Annotated in this window: 17 protein-coding genes; 11 read left to right on the top strand and 6 right to left on the bottom strand. The window is 56.0% G+C overall.

What is annotated here, in order from left to right:
- The first annotated feature begins 3 nt into the window (after positions 1–3).
- The 11 genes from BDD14_RS00150 to BDD14_RS00200 all read left to right on the top strand — a co-directional run bounded on the left by BDD14_RS00150 (position 4) and on the right by BDD14_RS00200 (position 11,721).
- Positions 4–2,676: a sigma 54-interacting transcriptional regulator gene (locus BDD14_RS00150; RefSeq protein ID WP_130417059.1), complete on the top strand. Its 2,673-nt coding sequence runs from the start codon at positions 4–6 to the stop codon at positions 2,674–2,676.
- 204 nt (positions 2,677–2,880) lie between these two features.
- Positions 2,881–3,288 carry a phenolic acid decarboxylase gene (locus BDD14_RS00155; protein ID WP_130417060.1) on the top strand — a complete coding sequence of 136 codons (408 nt, stop codon included), beginning with the start codon at positions 2,881–2,883 and terminating at the stop codon, positions 3,286–3,288.
- A gap of 140 nt (positions 3,289–3,428) precedes the next feature.
- Positions 3,429–4,790 (top strand): aldehyde dehydrogenase family protein, encoded by a 1,362-nt coding sequence (locus BDD14_RS00160; RefSeq protein WP_130417061.1) that lies wholly within the window; start codon positions 3,429–3,431, stop codon positions 4,788–4,790.
- Positions 4,791–4,875: 85 nt separating this feature from the next.
- Positions 4,876–5,505, top strand: coding sequence for a cupin domain-containing protein (locus BDD14_RS00165; protein ID WP_207231637.1), 630 nt, complete (start codon positions 4,876–4,878; stop codon positions 5,503–5,505).
- Positions 5,502–6,626, top strand: a complete 1,125-nt coding sequence (locus BDD14_RS00170) for an NAD(P)-dependent alcohol dehydrogenase (protein WP_130417062.1) — start codon at positions 5,502–5,504, stop codon at positions 6,624–6,626. Before BDD14_RS00165 ends, BDD14_RS00170 begins: the two co-directional genes overlap by 4 nt.
- 17 nt (positions 6,627–6,643) lie before the next feature.
- Entirely contained in the window at positions 6,644–6,832 is a 189-nt protein-coding gene (locus tag BDD14_RS34095) for a putative quinol monooxygenase (protein ID WP_130417063.1), read from the top strand.
- 83 nt (positions 6,833–6,915) lie between these two features.
- Complete coding sequence (locus BDD14_RS00180; protein ID WP_130417064.1) at positions 6,916–7,428, top strand: hypothetical protein; 513 nt, start codon at positions 6,916–6,918, stop codon at positions 7,426–7,428.
- Between the two features lie 203 nt (positions 7,429–7,631).
- The gene (locus BDD14_RS00185; RefSeq protein WP_130417065.1) at positions 7,632–8,111 is read left to right on the top strand and encodes a carboxymuconolactone decarboxylase family protein; all 480 of its coding nucleotides are present in this window, start codon (positions 7,632–7,634) and stop codon (positions 8,109–8,111) included.
- Positions 8,112–8,215: 104 nt separating this feature from the next.
- The gene (locus BDD14_RS00190) at positions 8,216–8,650 is read left to right on the top strand and encodes a DoxX family protein (RefSeq protein ID WP_130417066.1); all 435 of its coding nucleotides are present in this window, start codon (positions 8,216–8,218) and stop codon (positions 8,648–8,650) included.
- Between the two features lie 82 nt (positions 8,651–8,732).
- Positions 8,733–10,025, top strand: a complete 1,293-nt coding sequence (locus BDD14_RS00195; protein ID WP_130417067.1) for an HlyD family secretion protein — start codon at positions 8,733–8,735, stop codon at positions 10,023–10,025.
- Entirely contained in the window at positions 10,015–11,721 is a 1,707-nt protein-coding gene (locus BDD14_RS00200; protein WP_165419827.1) for an MFS transporter, read from the top strand. The genes BDD14_RS00195 and BDD14_RS00200 overlap by 11 nt, the downstream gene beginning before the upstream one ends.
- Positions 11,722–12,650: 929 nt before the next feature.
- Here BDD14_RS00200 and BDD14_RS32255 read toward each other — a convergent pair.
- From BDD14_RS32255 to BDD14_RS00235, 6 genes are all read right to left on the bottom strand, one after another.
- A complete protein-coding gene (locus BDD14_RS32255; protein ID WP_207231638.1) occupies positions 12,651–13,040 on the bottom strand; it encodes a hypothetical protein in 390 nt (129 codons plus the stop codon).
- Between the two features lie 3 nt (positions 13,041–13,043).
- Positions 13,044–13,322 carry a type II toxin-antitoxin system ParD family antitoxin gene (locus BDD14_RS00215; RefSeq protein WP_207231639.1) on the bottom strand — a complete coding sequence of 93 codons (279 nt, stop codon included), beginning with the start codon at positions 13,320–13,322 and terminating at the stop codon, positions 13,044–13,046.
- An 807-nt stretch (positions 13,323–14,129) separates the two neighbouring features.
- Positions 14,130–15,557 (bottom strand): alginate export family protein, encoded by a 1,428-nt coding sequence (locus tag BDD14_RS00220; protein ID WP_130417070.1) that lies wholly within the window; start codon positions 15,555–15,557, stop codon positions 14,130–14,132.
- 100 nt (positions 15,558–15,657) lie between these two features.
- Entirely contained in the window at positions 15,658–16,590 is a 933-nt protein-coding gene (locus BDD14_RS00225) for a glyoxalase (RefSeq protein ID WP_130417071.1), read from the bottom strand.
- Between the two features lie 11 nt (positions 16,591–16,601).
- Positions 16,602–17,426 carry an MIP/aquaporin family protein gene (locus BDD14_RS00230; RefSeq protein WP_165419828.1) on the bottom strand — a complete coding sequence of 275 codons (825 nt, stop codon included), beginning with the start codon at positions 17,424–17,426 and terminating at the stop codon, positions 16,602–16,604.
- Between the two features lie 23 nt (positions 17,427–17,449).
- Positions 17,450–19,285, bottom strand: coding sequence for an amidohydrolase (locus BDD14_RS00235; protein WP_130417073.1), 1,836 nt, complete (start codon positions 19,283–19,285; stop codon positions 17,450–17,452).
- Positions 19,286–19,339 lie beyond the last annotated feature (54 nt).

Below are 19,339 nucleotides of genomic sequence, written 5' to 3' on the forward strand. Positions count from 1 at the left end.
CTTATGGCGTCCTTGCGGCATGGCTTCGAAGAATCTGGAGATGTACAGGACATTCGCCTTGTAGTCGACACCATCCCTACGTTGGCATGGTCCGCTGGTCCAGACGGCTCGGCAGAGTTTCACAATCAGCGCTGGCTTGACTATACGGGTCTATCTGCAAAACAAGCTTTGGGCTCGGGATGGCAGGTTGCGATTCATCCAGACGACTTGCCACGAATTCTGGAAACATTCCGGGAAGCTCTGAATTCTGGTAAGCCGTACGAAGTTGAGGGCCGCTTCCGCCGCTTCGACGGCGAATTTCGCTGGTTTCTCTTTCGCGGTAGTCCTCTGCGCGACCAATCGGGGAACGTCGCGAAGTGGTACGGAACAAATACCGATCTTGAAGAGCGGAAGCGTGCTGAAGATGCCCTTCGGAAAAGCGAGGAGCGATGGAGATCCGTCTTTGAGAATTCTGCTATCGGCGTTGCGCTAACTGACCACAACGGCCGTTTTCTGACCGCCAATCACGTCTTCCAGGCAATGGTGGGCTACACCGAGGAGGAACTGCGCGCACTTCATATTCTGGACTTGACGCATGAGGACTACCGCCAAGCCAACTGGGCGCTCATCACCGAGTTGATGGAGGGAAAACGACGACAGTTTCAGATCGAGAAAAAGCATCGCCGCAAGGACGGCAGCTTAATTTGGGTCAGCAACAACGTTTCTCTGGTGCCGGGCACCGAGAGGGTACCGCGATTCATAATGGCGCTGTCCGAGGACATCACACAGCGCAAACGTTCCGAAGAGGCTCTACAGCGGAGTGAGGGTTATTTAGCCGAAGCACAGAAATTGACCCACACAGGCAGTTGGACGGTGCAGGTCCCTCGCATGGAAAACACGCAGGGTGAGGTCGGTCAAGAGGTTGCCGTGCTCCCGAGATTGGGCTGGGACGCTTCCTATTGGTCAAAAGAGATGTACCGGATCTTCGGCCTCGATCCTGGTCCCACGCCACCATCCTATATGGAGGTAGTCAGGCGGCTGCACCCCGAGGACGCGCGTGACAACACATCGGTGGTCGAGCAGGCCATTCGGGACAGAACTGACTTTGAGAGCGACTATAGGCTTCTTCTGCCAAACGGCGTGGCCAAGTACATTCATGTGGTTGGACACCCGGTGGTGAATGCTTCCGGTGATGTCATCGAATTAGTCGGCACGGCAATGGATGTCACCGAGCGCAAGCGTGCCGAAGATGCCCTCCGCTCGAGCGAAGCATCCTTGCTCGATGCCCAACGGCTAACCCGCACCTGCAGTTGGAGACACGAAGTCTTGTCAGGGAAGGTGACAGTCTCCCCGGAAGGGCTTCTAATGTTCGGCATTGGACCCGAAGATGACGCATCGTCGACTGCTTTCTATTCCAGCAGGATGCATCCCAAAGATCGGCCCGAGGTCGAACAAGCTTACGCGGCGGCTTTGCTTGGAAAAACTGATTTCGCGGCGAATTTTCGGATTGTTCTTCCAGACGGAACGATCAAAAACACCCGCAGTATCGGCCATCCCATCCTGGACGAACGCGGCGCCGTCGCGGAATTTGTCGGGGCCTCAATAGACGTCACCGAACACCACCGCGCGCGAGCCGACCTGGAGAAGGCGTTTGAAGAGATTAAGCATCTGAAAGATCAATTGCACGATGAAAACGTAGTGCTCAGGGAGCAGATCGACGAAGCGTTCATGTTCGAAGAGATCGTCGGCACCTCGTCGGGGTTGCAGGAAGTGCTTTCCCGGCTGATAAAAGTTGCTCCCACCGATTCGAGCGTTCTTGTTAGTGGAGAGACTGGAACTGGTAAGGAACTGGTCGCCCGCGCCATCCATAAGCGATCTCGTCGGTCGCAACGCGCCTTCGTGAGCGTGAACTGCGCAGCTCTTGCCCCATCGCTGATTTCTTCCGAACTCTTTGGCCACGAAAAGGGCGCGTTCACTGGGGCGACGCAACGCCGCCTCGGTCGATTTGAACTGGCGAACGGAGGAACCATTTTCCTCGACGAAGTCGGCGAGCTGCCGCTGGACACTCAGGTTGCACTCCTGAGGGTGTTGCAAGAACGTGAATTCGAACGCGTCGGCGGCACGCAACCCGTTAAAATCGATGTCCGCGTAATAGCGGCAACGAATCGCGATCTGGAAGCCGCCGTTGCAGACGGGACCTTTCGCCCGGACCTGTACTACCGGCTGAACGTATTCCCGATCCAGGTTCCCCCGCTTCGCGAACGGCAAGGCGACGTTCTGATGCTGCTGGAATACTTTGTCGATCGATTTGCCCAAAAGATGGGCAAGCACTTTAAAAAGATCGATAAGCGAACGGTCGAACTATTTCGGTCCTATCCCTGGCCGGGCAATATTCGCGAACTGCAAAATGTTGTTGAGAGGTCGGTCATTGTGAGTTCATCTGACGTGTTTTCCGTGGATGCAGCCTGGTTGTCCAGGGATTCCCGTCGAGTCAGCCTGCCGCAACAACCTAAGCCCGTAGACGCCGATGAGGACGCCAGTCGTGAACGGCAGATTATTGAAGACGCACTCGCGGGAAGTCGAGGACGAGTGTCTGGCCCGGACGGTGCCGCAGCGAGGCTCCAAGTACCACCTTCGACCTTGGAGAACCGCATTAAGAAATTGAGGATTCGCAAAAGCCACTTCAAACTCAGCTAGGTCTTTTCCGAGGACTGGTGAAATCGCAATTTTCGCCAAATTCGTCAAATCCACAGGAAGCTTTCCGCCCTTCTTTTTCTATCTTTTCAATCTCTTGCGAATGGCCCGCCTCTTGCACTTGTAGTTGCTGAGAGAGACATTACCTACCGTCTCGAAACCGACGAACTCAATTATGTTCTCGGATCTCAGAAAGGTGTGAACCACATGCTCACTAGCATCCTGGGCGCACGACTAAGTTGGCACTTTGCCAACGGCTGGGTCTTCGAACCTGCCATCGTCGGGCCCGACATCGTCGACTACACCCTGAAAGCGGGCCCACACGCTGGACGCCATGCCATCCAGCACTTCTACTACCAGCGGGTAGCTCCCGGCGTCGAGACCACGGTCTGGTACGAGGAAAGTGGCGCGCTCGTGCATATTACCTGGTATTTAGAGACACAAACGGTGCACCGCTTCGCTGCTCTTCCTGCCTGGCTGGCCGAAGATATGACCGTTTATCGGGGTGACAACCAAGACCCCGCGTTCATCGAGAAAATCAGAAAGCTTACTTCAACGAAGCAGGATTGGCCCCGGCACATCCTCAACGATGAGGGCTATTTCAAGGTGATCTGATCGTCCCATGCCGGGAGGCTTGGCAACTCGATCTCTAACTGTTGTGACTACTTCTTCCATCGGCAGAGTAATAGACCGTAATTGTTGCTGAACATGCAATCAAAACTGAATATGCCACAGAAAGTGGCAGGGAGCCTTCAATGAACTTCGAATCACGTAATCCGGCGACGGGAGAACTGCTTGGCACTTATCCGGAGCACAACAAGGCAGAAATCGAGGTACGCTTGCAGCGCGCTTGGGAGGGCTGGCGGCGCTGGTCCCGCACCCCACTGCAGGAGCGAATCGCCTTCCTCAACCGGCTCGCCAAGCTGCTGGAAGAGCGGGCGAAGACCTATGGCCGCCTAATCACCGCCGAGATGGGCAAGCCGCTGGCGGACTCCATCTTCGAGATCAAGAAATCCGCCTGGGCCGCGCGCCACCTCGCCGAAACGGGGGAGGCATATCTCAAGCCACAGCCCATCCCCGGCATACCGGCGCAGATCATCTATGAATCGTTAGGACCGATCTTCTCCCTTCAGCCGTGGAACGTACCCTTCTGGCAGGTGCTGCGCTTCTTCAACACCACAGCCCTTGTCGGCAATACCGCGCTCATCAAGCATGCCGAATCGGTCCAAGGCTGCGCCGAGGCACTGGAGACCCTGGCGCGCGACGCCGGTGGCCCCGAAGGACTTTATGTCAACCTTGCAATCCCGGTTGAGGCGTGTGCGGCCGTCATCGCCGATCCGCGGGTGCGGGCCGCCATCGTCACCGGCAGCGTCCGCGCCGGCCGCGCAGTTGCGGAGGAAGCGGCCCGAGCCGGCAAGAGAGTGGTGCTGGAAATTGGCGGTTCCGATCCATTCATCGTTCTGGAGGACGCAGATCTTGCGAAGGCCGTGCAGCTCGGCATAGCGTCGCGCTACTTCAACAACAGTGAGGGTTGCATTTGCGCCAAGCGCTTCCTGGTGGCGGAGTCTCTGTTCGACGACTTCACTAAGGCGTTTGTCGAACAATCCAAGGCGCTCCCAATGGGCGATCCCATGAAGGAAGGCATCAAGATCGGTCCACTGGCCCTCTCCGGAGCCCGCAAGAACCTCCATCGCCAGGTGCTCGACGCGGTAAAGGCTGGAGCACGCATTCTCACTGGCGGTGAGATCCCCGCCGGCCCCGGCAATTTCTACCCGCCGACTGTGCTTGTGGGGCTGCCGCCCGAGGCGGCGATAGCCAAGGAAGAATTCTTTGGTCCCGTGGCTATGATCTTCCCCTTCAAGACCGAGGACGAAGCGATTCGCATCGCCAACATCACTGACTTCGGTCTCAGCGCTGCGGTCTGGAGCCGCGACCTCGTCAGGGCCCGTCGCGTTGCCGGCGAGATCGAGTCTGGAATGGTATTTATCAATGACTTCACCCGCACCGATCCCCGCGCACCGTTCGGAGGCTTCAAAGCTTCAGGGTATGGGCGCGAACTTGGCGGGCCCGGCGCACGGGAACTTACCAACCCAAAAGTGATTTGGCAGGCTGCCTGAACAATGGAGCGGCGTTCGGTAATCAGAAGTGTTCACAGAACCAGCGACAGCGACCGGTACACCCTTAAGATCAGGAGATAAGTCAATGGCTAACATGCAGATCCCACAGCTTGACCCGATCCGGCCAGCCCGGCCCTTCCAGCTCCCTTCGTCCCGGTTCGACGGTTCCACCGGGCCCCGCATTATCGGTCTCCGCGACGGGAAGTTCGTGGACCTCCAGTCAGTCGGCGTGCGCTTCATTATCTGGGGCGCGGAAACTGGCGAAACCTTTTCCCTGGTCGAGCACCCGATCCCGCCGCGCACCCTGGTGTCCCCGCTGCACCTGCACCAGCGAGAGGACGAGTACAGCTACGTGCTCGAGGGGCACATGGGCGCGCAGCTCGGCGACGACGTGGTGTACGCCGAGGCGGGCGACCTCGTCTTCAAGCCGCGGAACCAGTGGCACACGTTCTGGAACGCCGGCGACACCCCCTGCCGGCTCCTGGAGATCATCTCGCCCGCGGGCTTCGAGCACTTCTTCAACGAGCTGGGCGAGCAGATGGCCGCGGCGAAGGCGGTGAGCATGGCGGCGTTGCCCGACCTCGCCGGACTCGGCGCCCGCTACGGCCACTACTTCCAGCCGGAGAGCATCGCGCCGCTCTGTCGGCAGCACGGCGTGGTCTACCCGGCGCAGATCGTTACTACAGAATCTCAACTGCGGAGGAAAATTCGATGAGCAAAAACACAACACAGATTAAAGCCGCCGTCGTACGCGAGAAAGGCGGGCCTTTTTACATCGAAACCCTAACTTTGGAAGCTCCGCGCCGAGACGAAGTGTTGGTCAGGGTCGTGGCCACCGGCTTGTGCCATACAGATATGGTTGCACGTGACAAGGGCTACCCGGTGCCACAGCCAATCGTCCTCGGACACGAAGGCGCAGGAATCGTCGAGAGCGTAGGTGCGGATGTTGTCAAAGTCGCGCCTGGCGATTCTGTGGTGCTCACATTCCTGACATGCGGACGTTGTAGGCCTTGTCGCTTGGGAAGGATGGCACATTGCGAGAAGACGTTCCCGCTCAGCTTCGGTGGAGCGCGGTTGGACGGCAGCACTGCTACACTCGACGGCCATGGCGAGAAAGTTCACGATCACTTCTTCGGGCAATCGTCGTTTGCGACATACGCACTCGCCAATGAACGCAACGTGGTCAAGGTCAGCGGTGACGTACCGCTCGAACGCCTCGGTCCGCTCGGCTGCGGTATTCAGACCGGAGCCGGGGCCGTAATGAATGCGCTGAATGTGAGACCGGGTACCAGTTTCGCTTCCTTCGGTGCGGGCGCAGTTGGATGCTCAGCGATTATGGCAGCACGGGCTGTTGGGGCAACAACCATCGTCGCCATAGACATCGTGCCCTCGCGTCTGGAAATGGCAAAGGATCTGGGCGCGACACATGCGATTAACAGTAAACAGACGAATCCAGTTGAGGCGATCCGAGATATTACTGGTGGCGGAGTCGATTATTCGCTAGAGGCCTCCGGGGACCCCAGAGCGTTGCATCAGGCGATAGAAGCACTCGGATCTCTAGGCACGTGCGGCATCGTCGGAGCAGAGCCATTAGGTACAGAGGTGAGCTTTGACGTAAACACCCTGATGATACAAGGCAAGGGGATACGCGGCATTCTTGAGGGTGAGAGCGTTCCTGACATTTTTATCCCTCAGCTCATCGAACTCAACGCGCAGGGGCGCTTCCCGTTCGAGAAACTGACGAAGTTTTACAGCCTCGATCAAATCAATCAAGCGGCGCAAGACAGTGAAAAAGGGGGCACAATCAAACCCATCATTCGTCTATCACCGGTGTGAGCAGGGAAGGAAACTCCATGCCAGAGGCCACAAATCTCGCTTTCTTCCACGCTCGGCGTGGCCAGAGGGCGGCGCTCGGAGCGGCTCTAGCCGCTCGAGTCGAGCCCACCCGGCTAGAAGCCGGGTGCCTCAACTATGATCTGCACCGGTCCGTCGATGATGCCGATGCGGCGGTCATTGCTACTCGAAGAATATCGTGTCCGTAACGATCCGCATGGCGCTAGGAGCCCGAAACCTCAAACTCACCTTTCACCGAGACGAGTGCCACAAATGAAGCATGGAGATGATTATGTCTAAATCGAAACTGATCACCCCAGGTGCCGCGATATTCTATGGCGGACTCATCGCTGGAATACTCGATGCGGCTGACGGCTTCGTGGCCTATTACTTCGCTGCGGGCTTCAACCCGATCCAAGTTCTGCAATTCATTGCCAGCGGCTTTTATGGAGCGGCCGGCCGCTTTTCAAAAGGGAATTCCCTGCGCCTTGGTTGGTCTCCTCACCCATTTTTTCATCGCCTTCGCGGCTGCTGCCCTCTACGTGGGAGCAACCCGGTTTCTGCCCATGCTAAGCAGGGAGGCGGTAATGTGGGGCACGATCTACGGCGTTGCGGTATTCATTGTTATGAACTTTGTCGTACTACCGCACACAACCGTCGTGAAATCACCCTTGTCTTTGCCGCTCTTGCTGAACGGGGTTCTCGGGCACGCTTTGTTCGTTGGCTTACCGATCGCCTTGGCAGCCCGATGCATTACAAACCAGCCCAGCTTGAGTACTCAGGCGGCTTAACTATAAAGCTGTAGGAGCAACTCCGCACCAGAACATTCCTAAAGACACGGCGCGCCAATTTGCAGGAGAAGACGCGGTTTACTACGCCACAAGACTCTCTGGTGCTTCCAACCACAAGGCGAAGAGGTTGCTCAACTTCAAGCCACGGCGCCTAGATTGGCTCAACGACTAACACAATCGCTCCCAGCGGCGAATGCAAAAAGAAAGGAACGCACTAATGGAAGCACGCCTTAATGCTCAGCAAGCATCTCCAGCGGCTTACGCGGCCATGATCGGTTTGGAGATGTTTGTTCGAAAGGCATCCAAACTCGAACCATCGCTTGTCGAACTCGTGAAGGTACGAGCCTCACAGATCAATGGATGTGCCTACTGTATTGATATGCACTCCAAAGATGCCCGTAGCGAGGGCGAGACGGAACAGCGTCTGTACGCGCTTACTTCATGGCGCGAGACACCATTCTTCACCGCACGAGAGCGCGCGGCTCTAGCATGGACCGAGGCTCTGACCCTAATTACGGAGGGCCATGTAACGGATGACATATATGAGTTAGCGAAACAGAGTTTCTCGGATGAGGAACTCGTGAATCTCACACTAGCTGTCATCACTATCAACGGTTGGAACCGTCTCGCGATCTCATTTCGATCGGTACCAGGAGCCTACCAACCAGGAATGCTTAATACAGAGACATCAAAGTGATCAAACGCATACTCATGTTGTCAATTCTTCTAGCCGGAACACTTGTGGCTCAAGAAGCAAAAGTAATTACTTCCGGACCATAGAAAATCGGAGCCTAGCAGTCGATGATCGAGAAAATGCTTCACACAGATCCAGACTACGCCTTGACCTTTTTGAGGATTATTGCTGGACTCATCATTTTTCCATACGGAATGCAGAAACTCTTCGGATGGTTTGGGGGGCCAGGAATCGACGGCACTCTGAAAGACCTAGATTCTCGCAGAATTCCGAGAAGCATTGCATGGCTGATCATCCTCGGACAGTCTTTTGGAAGCATTGCGCTAGTAGCAGGCTTTTTGGGCAGAATCGCGGCTGGTGGTCTGTTCATAATCTTTACGGGTGCGCTTATAGTGCATTTGCCCGATGGATGGGCAATGAATTGGTTTGGCGAAAAGAACGGGGAAGGGATTGAGTATCACGTAATGCTCCTCTCGCTGCTCTTGATAGCCATCGTTAGAGGATGCGGCGCCATGTCAATCGATCTTTGGCTAACATCTTAGGGCGTAATGGGCAATCGGCTTCGACAAAGAGAAGGACGCGCGGGCTGACCTGGCCCGGAGCAATGGCATTCGGAGGACACTTATGGCCACTAATCCAATCGCTACGACAATGGAGCAACCCGCCCTCACCGCGGTTGCCAGCCCTCCCGATAGACAGTCCGTGTGGAAGCAGTGGAAGCACTGGAAGCTTCTCCTTGTTCTTTCCCTTGTTTGCGTGGGATGTGTGGTCGCCACGTTTTTGTTTTTCTCGGGTCGCGTTTCAACCGACGATGCGCAAGTGGACAGCCACATCAGTTCAGTCTCACCGCGTATTTCGGGCCACATCGACCAAATCCTGGTGGATGACAATCAACAGGTCGCGGCGGGCGAATTACTGGCGCGGATTGATCCCCGCGATTACCAGGCAGAGGTCGACCAGGCCACGGCCGCCCTTGAGGTGGCCATCGCTCAGGAGCGATCGGCCAACGTGACAGTGCGACTGACCGGTGACACAGTCCGGACCGGGATCGAGAGCGCTGTAGCCGCTGAGGCTGCCTCGGAGTCCGAGCTGGTGCGGTCGCAGAAGTCATTCGAGCAAACAGCAACTGCAACGCTTAATGCCGCCCAGGCTGCCATGGAGGGAAAGCGTGCCGTAAATGTCCGGGCCCAAGCGGACTTAGGGCGGTATCAGCCGTTGCTTGTTTCGGGAGTCGTCTCAAAGATGCAGTTTGACGCAGTCCAGGCCTCGGCGCAAGTTGCCGCCAGCGAATTCGCGCTCGCTCAAGAAAAGCTCGCGGAAGCTCAAAAAGCGGTCGATATTGTTCGGGCGCAGACCGACGCCGCCGTGGCCCAGGTGAGCAAGTCAAAAGCCATCGTTCGTCAGAGCGAAGCGCTGCGGCAACAAATCGAAGAGCGCGATGCGCAGCATAGATCGTCCGTGGCCGCGGTGGAACACGCTAAGGCACAACTCGATCTCGCAAAGCTTCGATTGAGCTATACGGAGATCCGCGCCCCCATCTCTGGCGTCGTGACCCAAAGAAACGTACAGCTAGGGGACCAAGTTGCGCCGGGTCAGCTGCTGCTCACGATTGTGCCGCTTGATCAGATTTATGTAACGGCCAACTTCAAAGAGACCCAATTGGCCGATATGCACTCTGGACAGCGCGCTGTGATAAGGGCCGACATGTACGGCGACCTGCAGTTTGAAGGAACCGTCAATTCAATTTCCGGCGCCGCAGGTTCGCGACAGGCCCTGCTTCCGCCTCAAAATGCGACGGGGAACTTTGTGAAAGTGGTGCAACGCATTCCGGTCAAGATCCTCGTGACGCGAAGCTCTCGCACGGATGCTTTGTTACGCCCTGGTACCAACGTCAAGGCCACCGTTTATGTCCACTGATGCCCTGTCACAAACACTGAACCCCGCTGTTGTCGCGGAAGGCGAACTGTTCGATCGTGGTATCCGGCGGACCCTGTCCCGGCTCACCAAATTCCAGCGATGGATGATCGTCGTCGGCCTAGGCTTGGCAGTCGCTGTTGAAACGGGTACGACGATAGCCATCAACGTAATCCTGCCGGATATGAAAGGCAACGTTGCCGCCGGCCAGGACGAGATCAGTTGGGTTGTCACAGTGTATGGCGCTGCCTTTCTCTGTGTCGTGCCTCTCACCGCCTGGTTTGTGCGCCGGTTAGGAACCCGGAACTACCTGGTGTTGTCACTCCTGCTGTATGGCGGAGGTGCTCTCGGCTGCTGCCTAAGTGAAACCCTTCCGGCCCTTCTAACCGCGCGAGTCGTAATGGGAATTGGAGGAGGGGCGTTCCTTGTCCGGGCGATGAGTGCACTAACTCGCCTACACGCTCCCAAGGAACGCGGTCCGGCTCTCTTAGTTTTCGCACTTATCGTTAACTCGTCGCGCGCCCTCATGCCGGTACTATTTGGTGTCGTTACGGACAACACCAGATGGAACCTTGGATTTCTCGCGATCGTTCCCCTGACATTGGTGGCCGCGGCGTTGCTCTATAAGGTCATCCCTCGCCGGCTAGAATTCGAGCCCGATGCTCCTCCGATCGACCTAGTTTCGACCGGCCTCATCGTTGCCGGCTTAACGGCATTTCAAGTGGCGATGAGCCGTGGGCAACAGGACATGTGGCTGCAGTCGCGTCTCATCTGTTCGATGATCCTGGTTGCGGCTGTCTGCCTGGCGCTTTTCGTTTGGCGGGACACTCGCCCGGACAACACTAATCCCGTATTAAACCTTCGCTTACTTTACCGGGAGTCCGCCCTTTCCTCGGGCATCTTATTGGCCGTGATTTTCGGAGTGTTACTCTCAGCCAGCTTGTTCGTCCTGCCCCAATATCTTCGCGGGGTTCAGGATTACAACGCCACCCAGACCGCGCTCTTTTTTGGCGTAGACGCAATCGCAACGTTCGTCGGCCTCGCTTTCGGCTCAAGGTTCGCGCCGAAGCTCTCACCGCAAGTTGTCGTACTGCTAGGGCTCAGCATCTTTGCGATTGCGAATCATCTCCTGACTCTGCAGCTGACACCGGACACGCCGGCTTTGAATCTGTATCTGATTGTCGTCCTGCATGGCGCGTCCCTGGGCATGCAGATACCAGCGGTGTCCGGCATCCTGCTCGGCAAGTCAAGCCCTCGCTATCTTCCCTTCGACATGGCCATCTACTACCATCTTCGTGGGGTAGGCAGCGTGCTGGGGGTCAGTGCGACCGTAGCAATGCTGGATATTCGCGAGAGTGTCCATTCCAGCCGTCTGCTCGACGTCGCGGGACGTCTCAATCCCGACATTCACAGATTGCAGGTGGAACTTGGGCACGCCCTGCACGCAAGAGGATTACCGGCGACTACAGCCAATCTTGGTTCCTACGAGATATTCCACGGGTTGGTTACCAAGCAAACCCTGACTCTTGCTTACATCGACATCTTCTGGTGCTTTCAGATGCTGGCATTGGCGGGGATTGTGCTGGTTCTGGTGCTCTGGCCAAATGCCAGGCGTGCCGCGTCCACTGTGGTCAGACGGGTGTTCGTTCTGGCTTTCAACGGCGTCCGGCGTTCTCCTGCAGCCGCGTCATCTCAATGAAGCGCGGTCACCCGAGTGGAGTGGGCTCTGGTGCAAATAGCTTCTTAGCGCGCTTTGGCTCAACGAATTTTAACTCTCGATGTGCAGAAATGGCGGGAAACTCGCAACTCTGACCTCTTTCACTCCTCCGCATGGAGTGGAGTTTTTGCTATTTGCACCAGAGCCCTTCGCTGCTCCAGTACATGGGTAGCTCTTCAAAGAACTGCCTTGCGTCGTCTCCTCATTGGCGCAACGGCGAAACAACTTAGTGAGGCCAACACGCTTTGTCTGGTACGCAGCCAATTGCTGTCTTCGCTCTGTAATTTGCGCCTTCATCCCAGGCGGCCTCGGCAGATCAAGCGTGCTTACAGGAATCTCGCGATCAGTTCTGTTGATACCTTTGCTAATTCCTTACGAGCTGAAGACGGCTTCGTTGTATTTATTCAGCCATCCCTGCGACATCACAACCGACTTTCCCTCGATATTTTTCAACCACCGTTTTGCACTGAGGTACCACGCTCGTCAAGCTGGACCAAAGCATTCGCTTCATAGTTCGAGTTGAAGGCAGCTAGAGTCAAGTTCGACGATCCCACAAGGGCATAGCAGCTTCTGTCCTTCTCTCTCCAAAACACAGCCTTTGGGTGAAAACCAACGATTCGGTCAGCTACAAGGAATTCGGCCTTACGCTTAGGCGGCAACCATGCCATCACCTTACTGCAAGCGATCTTTCTTGTGATCCCGAAATCCCTGCCAACAATCATTCGAAAATGACGACAAGCCGGAGTCAATTTGAGAGATGTGTCCCAATCGGTCAGATATGCCGTCACTACAAACAATTCAATCCCCTGGCTGAAGGCTCGTTTGTAGTGGTTGGAAAGATTCTTCCCTGACTCTGGCGTGTGAAGAACTAGTTTGGTCATCGTTAGATCACTCTACCTTGTCCCCAGGGGCTACGCATGAAAAATACCTGTGAGGACCTGGCGCATGTACTGGTTGTTCCATGCGGCTATTTTTCGTCGTCCGCGCAAGCTGTTCCTTGATCTGTTATGTCGTCGGACGAGGTTGATGGCGATCTTTCGCAGCAAGGCAAAATTGCGGACGGCGGTGCGGGCGCGAACCCGACAGTCATCCGCTTGATCGATCTTCTGGACGATACGAATATGTGGAGCCACCCGCTTCACTTTTTCACTCAATTCCAAGCCAAACTGAGGATCCGAAGCAGCCCTTTCCTCAATAAGCTCCGTTAATGGAGCTTCGTAACGTTCGGGTCGACTCTGAAACAGAGTGATGAGGCCGGAACCCTCATCACTGTCCTTGAACTTGCTCTTGATCCAGATCAAGATTCAAGCTGTTTTGGTCCTTCCAGTGACTTCGGCACGCCTCTGGATCCGAGCCCGGATTCGGCCGATCACGTCAACTTCAACCTCGCCACTGTCAATACCGGCTTGCACTGCCGCGCGAAGCGCCTGAAGTTTAACCCCGTTTTCATTGTCGTCTTCTTCTAGAGCTCGCAGACCAGCCATAAGAACTTCGCTTGCATTGGCATATTGCCCGCTCTGGATCTTCTGATCAACAAACTGATCCATTTCCGACGTGAGATTGATATTCCGAGTCGGCATCATGGTCCTCCGTCACTTCATGATAGAACTATTGACAATAGAACCTCTCTCAACATTCTCTGAAGCATATCGACCACCGAATCCGAGGCTAACAACTACGAGAAATCGGCTAGATCTTGCGGCGAATCGGTTCATATTTATCCCCGATATGACAGTGATCGAAAAGATCCACAATTATTGTGGACGTGTTGGATGTTCGCCACTACTGGCCGCCTTAGTAGGCGGAATATTTGCATAGTAGGCAAATCTATTATTCAGTAGGCGGAATTATTATTTACCTCCAACGACGACGTGATTCCGCATCCCAATGCTGACCACTTTGACAGGTACTTATTGGTCATTTTTCGTGACCCGCTAGACCTGTCACCTATGAATCTTTCCCACTCGATTGAAACTGAGTTCAGCACCCGTTAAAACCCGGTCGAGAATTCCCGCCACTTTCGAGTAATGTCCAGAATCTCGCCCGTCCGAGGCGTGCGGGAAGAGCAGGAAACAGATTACGAACGTGGTTATGATAGCGCTGGCGCGATGTTCCATTCAGCGAAGAAGCCAGCGAGGAATGGAAGCAAGGATGGCGGGAAGCTGATCACGAGCTTTCGGGCGATGAGGATGCCGAGTTTTAAGAAAGGCGGCCACGCTGGGCCGCCCAGGTTCGCTAGACGCAACGCCTAAACAACGCCCCGCCTAAACAACACCCCGCCTTCGACCGATTCGATAACTAAACGGTTTGGATATCGGTCATTGGAGTTAGTGAATTGGAACATCTTAGTCATAAACCACCCTAACCTAGGGTCCTCCAACCATTCGTCCCTAAAACTTATAGCCGGCCCACAGGGCCCAATAGTTCAGGTTGCGGCCGGGTTGCGTCTCCTTCAAGAACCTGCCAGCGTAGAAAATTCCATAGTCAGCCTGAAACCAGAGATGTCGGTCAACCTGCCATCGCAACTCCGTGCCCGGCCTGTGTCCGACAAATCGCGCTTGGCTATTGCCTGCGGGCCGGATCAGAAATCCGGGGACCGAGTAGACTCCGTCCCGGACATTTTCCCGCCACTGAAAAATCCAATCGACCGATGCGGTCACGTTGTGCGGAAATGTTGTTTCGACATGCGGATGAACATCGATGAAGTTAATCGGACCGGGCCCCGTTGTGGCCAGGACTCCGAAGTAGTTCCCCTTCGGAAAGAGGGGATTGAAGGTCGCCAAGGTTTTTGAACTGGGATTATCTCCACTCGAGATGTCTGCCTTTACGCTGAACCGCGGTTTCAGCCGAACCGTCGGAAATCGATAGCCCGTTTCGGACGCAACCGTCCATGCCCGAATGTTCCCGGAGCCGAACGTGCCGAACTGCCAGAGGCCTTCGTAATCAAAATCCAGTCCGGACGATTCCGTTGCAACGGGGCGCGAAATCCTCGCACCCAAGGTGTGGCGCAACTCTCGAGCCGTGCCTCGTTCGAAAGTCGCCTGCCTGCGGTCCAGGCCCAAGTAGTAGGCCTCCAGGGATATTTTGCGTGGTAAGGCCCGGGTGGCGTACACGCCCCAGAAGCCAACGGCGTGATTCGGTGCGTTGTCAAAGAACCCGGGATTGTCCAAGTCGGGACGAACAGCGAATCCGTCGATTTGCCAAGAGTCCATCTTGCTTTTGACCATGAAGCCGTCAAAGCTCAGCCGAACATTCGGACCTTCCCGCACATCAATCAAGCGCCCGGAGCCGTACTCGAGTTCCTGCCTGCCAACACGGAGTGCGATGGAGTTCGCACCTTTGGAAGTGCCAAGTTCCAGAAATCCGGCCTGGAAGTCGAGCTTCTTTTCGTCGATGTGTCGCGGGCCACCTATCCGGTATGAATTCAATCCACTCTTTAACTCAACGAATGAACGCACATGTTTTCCATAGTGAGCGTCAAGCGAAAGCATGTATCGTTCGTTCAGATACCCGTTCATGTAGGGCTGCTGTCCCCAATTGTCATTGCCGATCTGCTCCCAGACCTCTCGAGCCTCACCTCCGATGGTGAGATACCAGTCGTCCGCAGGGTTTCGCAAAGGGATGTACTTGATCGGATCCCAGAAGTCCTGCCGGAGAGCCCGATCGCGCAGGAAGGTCCAGTTCTCGTCCTCACGCAGCAGCGTGTAACTGCGATCCGAGATCGCGGGGTTCTCGGCATTGGCTGACTGTGCGTGTGCAATCAACCCGGTCAGGAAAAAGGCTGCGATCAAAACTCGAAAGATTCGCGTCGATTTCATTTCTTAATCACTAATTTCGTACACCTTCGCGGACAGAGAACTTTGCGATCTCTCTCGAGCGCCCCACCGCAGGTCATCGCTGGCAGTGGCCGGACACACACTAATTGCTCACGGGGGAGTGGACCTCGGCAATATAACCGCCAGGAAATTGAAGGATGGCTGCATTCCTTTGATCGGCAGTGTAAGGAGCGACCAGAATCTCTACGCCAGCTGCTTTGGCCTTGGCAAGGGTATCCGTGAGGTTTGCGACCTCATAGCCGGTCGTCTCGCGTCCGTAGGGATACGGCAGGTGACCATCCGTTACGAGCACGGTCAACTTGCCGAAGTTCGATTCGATGCGGATTCTGCGATAGATGTCCTTCGGTCGTCCGATCTCGACGCCGGGCGCATGCGGGTTATCGGAGACCACTTTGCCATGAGAGAAGCCCAGAAAGCTCCGAAGAAACGCCTCCAGCCTGTTGGTGGACACATAGACCCGGTTTTCCGGAATCGTCTGAAGCGCCTTGTAGGACGGAGCGGTGGTATGCCAGTACAGTTGCATATTCACGCCTCCCGGCCATTGAATGACGACATCGCGTCCAATCGGATCGTTAAATTGGCTGACGAGCACATCCGCTCCATCTGCTACCGCGCTTTGGGTCGCTCCATCCAGGTCTGTCACCAAGTAACCTGTCCGCTCAGCGCCGAATGGATAAGGTACCGGCGTCTTGAAGCCAAACACCGACACGGTTCCCACTGGTGTCATGACCAGTTGCGACATCGTGCTGCTCGGAGTCGGTGTCACGGTAAAGACGCCTTGCTTCGTAGTCGTGCCTCCAAAGGTCGCCAGAAGACTGGCCACGAAACGATCGAAATCCTCTGGAAAGACATAAACGTGAGTTGTATCGTACTGCGGTGCCACTCCCGGATTCGGCGTTGACGTAGAAGCGTGGACGACCAGCGGTGTAGTTCCTGATAACCATGAAAGACCCGCGCTCCCATAGATCAGGAGGGTGGCGACGGTGGTCACGATAAGGTATCTGGTAGTGCGCATTGAAATCTCCTTTACTGCGGGGCCGATATTTTTAGAGCTGATTTGTTGCTGGATGCCGGACAGTGCCCGCATAGCCTATGGGTCAATACCTTCCGACGATACTGAAGTAGCGATATGGGCCACGCCTCGATTGCTGCCCCCACCAATGGGGCTACCAAGTACACCCATAGGAATTGCGTTTGCCCCGAAATGACAGCCGGCCCAAACTGGCGGGCGGGGTTCAGGCTGCCTCCAGTCGTTGTTCCTAGCACCGCGATTCCGAGGCCCACGAGAGCCCCAACGATCCAAGGAACGAATGGCGTCAGTCGTTGTACCGCGAGGCAGAACCCGACAAGCGACACGATGACCGCCATGCCGAAGGCTTCGATGGCGAATAGTTCCGAGGTCGACCATCCCGGTCCTGGCTGGAGCGCACCATATGCTACCGTCGGTTCCGCCACAACATGGCCCCACACCGTGCGAGCGGCGACGACCCCAAGTACGGAACCGAGTAATTGGGCGATGGTGTAGGGGATGACCCCTGCTCCGGGGAAGACTCCGAAGCGCCACATGGCCAGCGAGATTGCCGGATTCATGTGCCCCCCGGAGGCCCTTCCCGGTGGGCTGAGAATCAGTCCGGCAAGCAGAAAGGCGACAGCAGCCCCCACGATCCAGAGCTCGGCATGGATCCCAGGGATCGTCCGTGAGATGGGCGACGGGCCAATCACCCACCTTACGATACTGACTACGCCGAATAGCAGAACAGAGGTGAGGATCAGCTCAAACGCGCTGTCTCGCGCGAGTCGACCAAAGCTCACGCGCTCCCCCTTGTTGGGCCGTCCTTGAGATGGATCCAATTGCATATCCTTTCAATTTGGAGTTAGAAAGCGAAGCAATCGCAGCCGAGACTCCAAAGTCCCTTGTCGCCCAAGATCCATTGGTGCGTCTTATGAGCGGCGGAATACTTGCCATCGTGCCATGACATCGCGTGGCTCGCTGTAGCCCCGACGGTCGATTGTTCCTCACTACGCGCATATCCACCGTTTTGGTTGACAGGAGACCAGTCCGGACTCACGGGCAGTTCCGGAGGCGCCATGCTTGAGAATTCGCCTGCTGCATAAACTACCTTGCCCCCGACGATAGTCAGCACCGACTCCAGGTTCTTTATCTCCTCTTCAGGAATTGAGAAGTAGTCCGAGGAGAGGACCGCCAAGTCGCCGAGCTGCCCTGGGGCTAGCGATCCTTTCTTGCCGTCTTCCGTAGAAAACCAACTGCTGCCGACGGTATAAAGCTCGAGTGCTTTCGAGCGGTCCAACCGGTTTTTCTCGGTATATAAGCTCAACCCACCGATGGTCTTCCCGGTCACCAGCCAATAAAGAGAAAGGAATGGATTATAGCTCGAGACCCGCGTGGCGTCTGTGCCGGCTCCCACTGGGACTCCCATCTCCAACATTCTTTGAATTGGAGGCGTGCGTTTCGCCTGCTGCGCGCCATAACGCTCGACAAAATATTCGCCCTGAAAAGCCATTCTGTTCTGAACGGCAATACCGCCACCAAGTGATTTGATTCGCTCAATATTCCGGTCGGAAATCGTCTCGCAGTGATCAAAAAACCAGTGCAGTCCGTCAAAAGGAATCTCGCGGTTAACCTCCTCGTACACATTCAAGGCCCGAGAGATTGTTTCGTCGTACGTAGCATGCATGCGGAACGGCCATCGGTTTTCCGCGAGGTGATGAATCACCGCCTTCAACTCGGTCTCCATGACAGGCGCCATGTCCGGCCGAGGTTGAAGGAAGTCTTCGAAGTCGGCAGCAGAGAAAACCAGCATCTCGCCTGCACCGTTCACGCGATAGAAGTCATCGCCATCGCCAGGCTTGGTCATCTTTGTCCAATTCTGGAAGTCGGCAAGTTCCTGCTTTGGTTTCTGAGTGAAAAGGTTGTAGGCCAGTCGAATCGAGAGTTCACCCTTCTTGTGCAGTTCGTTCACGACCCCATAGTCGTCAGGGTAGTTCTGGAAGCCACCGCCCGCATCGATTGCACTGGTGATGCCGAAACGATTCAATTCTCTGAAGAAGAGACGCGATGAGTTAAGCTGGTCTTCCCGCGACAGCCTGGGTCCCTTCGCCAAGGTCGAGTACAGAATGTTTGCGTTCGGTTTGGCCAACAGAAGACCCGTGGGATTACCCTGCTTGTCGCGTTGAATCTCGCCGCCGGGAGGATTCGGGGTGTCTTTTGTGTAGCCCACTGCGCGTAGCGCTGCCCGGTTGAGCAACACCCGGTCGTACAAGTGCATGACGAAAACCGGGGTGTCCGGGGACACCGAGTTGATCTCATCCAACGTCGGCATCCTGCGCTCGGCAAACTGAAACTCCGTCCACCCGCCGACAACCCGCACCCACTGAGGCGCGGGCGTCCGAGCCGCTTGCTCCTTGAGCATTCGCAGCGCATCGGCGAGCGATGGCACCCCATCCCAACGCAACTCCAGGTTGAAATTGAGCCCACCGCGGATCGGATGCATATGGGAATCGTTGAGACCGGGGATGACCGTTCTCCGATTTCCATCAATGACCGTTGTCATTGGGCCCCGCAGCCGAAGGATCTCCTCGTCTGTGCCGGCCGCACTGATTGTTCCGGCGGTGATGGCAACCGCTTCGACAAACGCTGGCACTCGATTTGTCGCGATCCTGGCGTTGTGAAGTATTGTGTCAACTACCATAGAGTTCTCCTTAGTAGCAAAGCGCTGTTGTTCAGAGGGCAGGGTTTGCCTGCC

The organism is Edaphobacter modestus (assembly GCF_004217555.1).
Taxonomy (GTDB): Bacteria; Acidobacteriota; Terriglobia; order Terriglobales; family Acidobacteriaceae; genus Edaphobacter; species Edaphobacter modestus.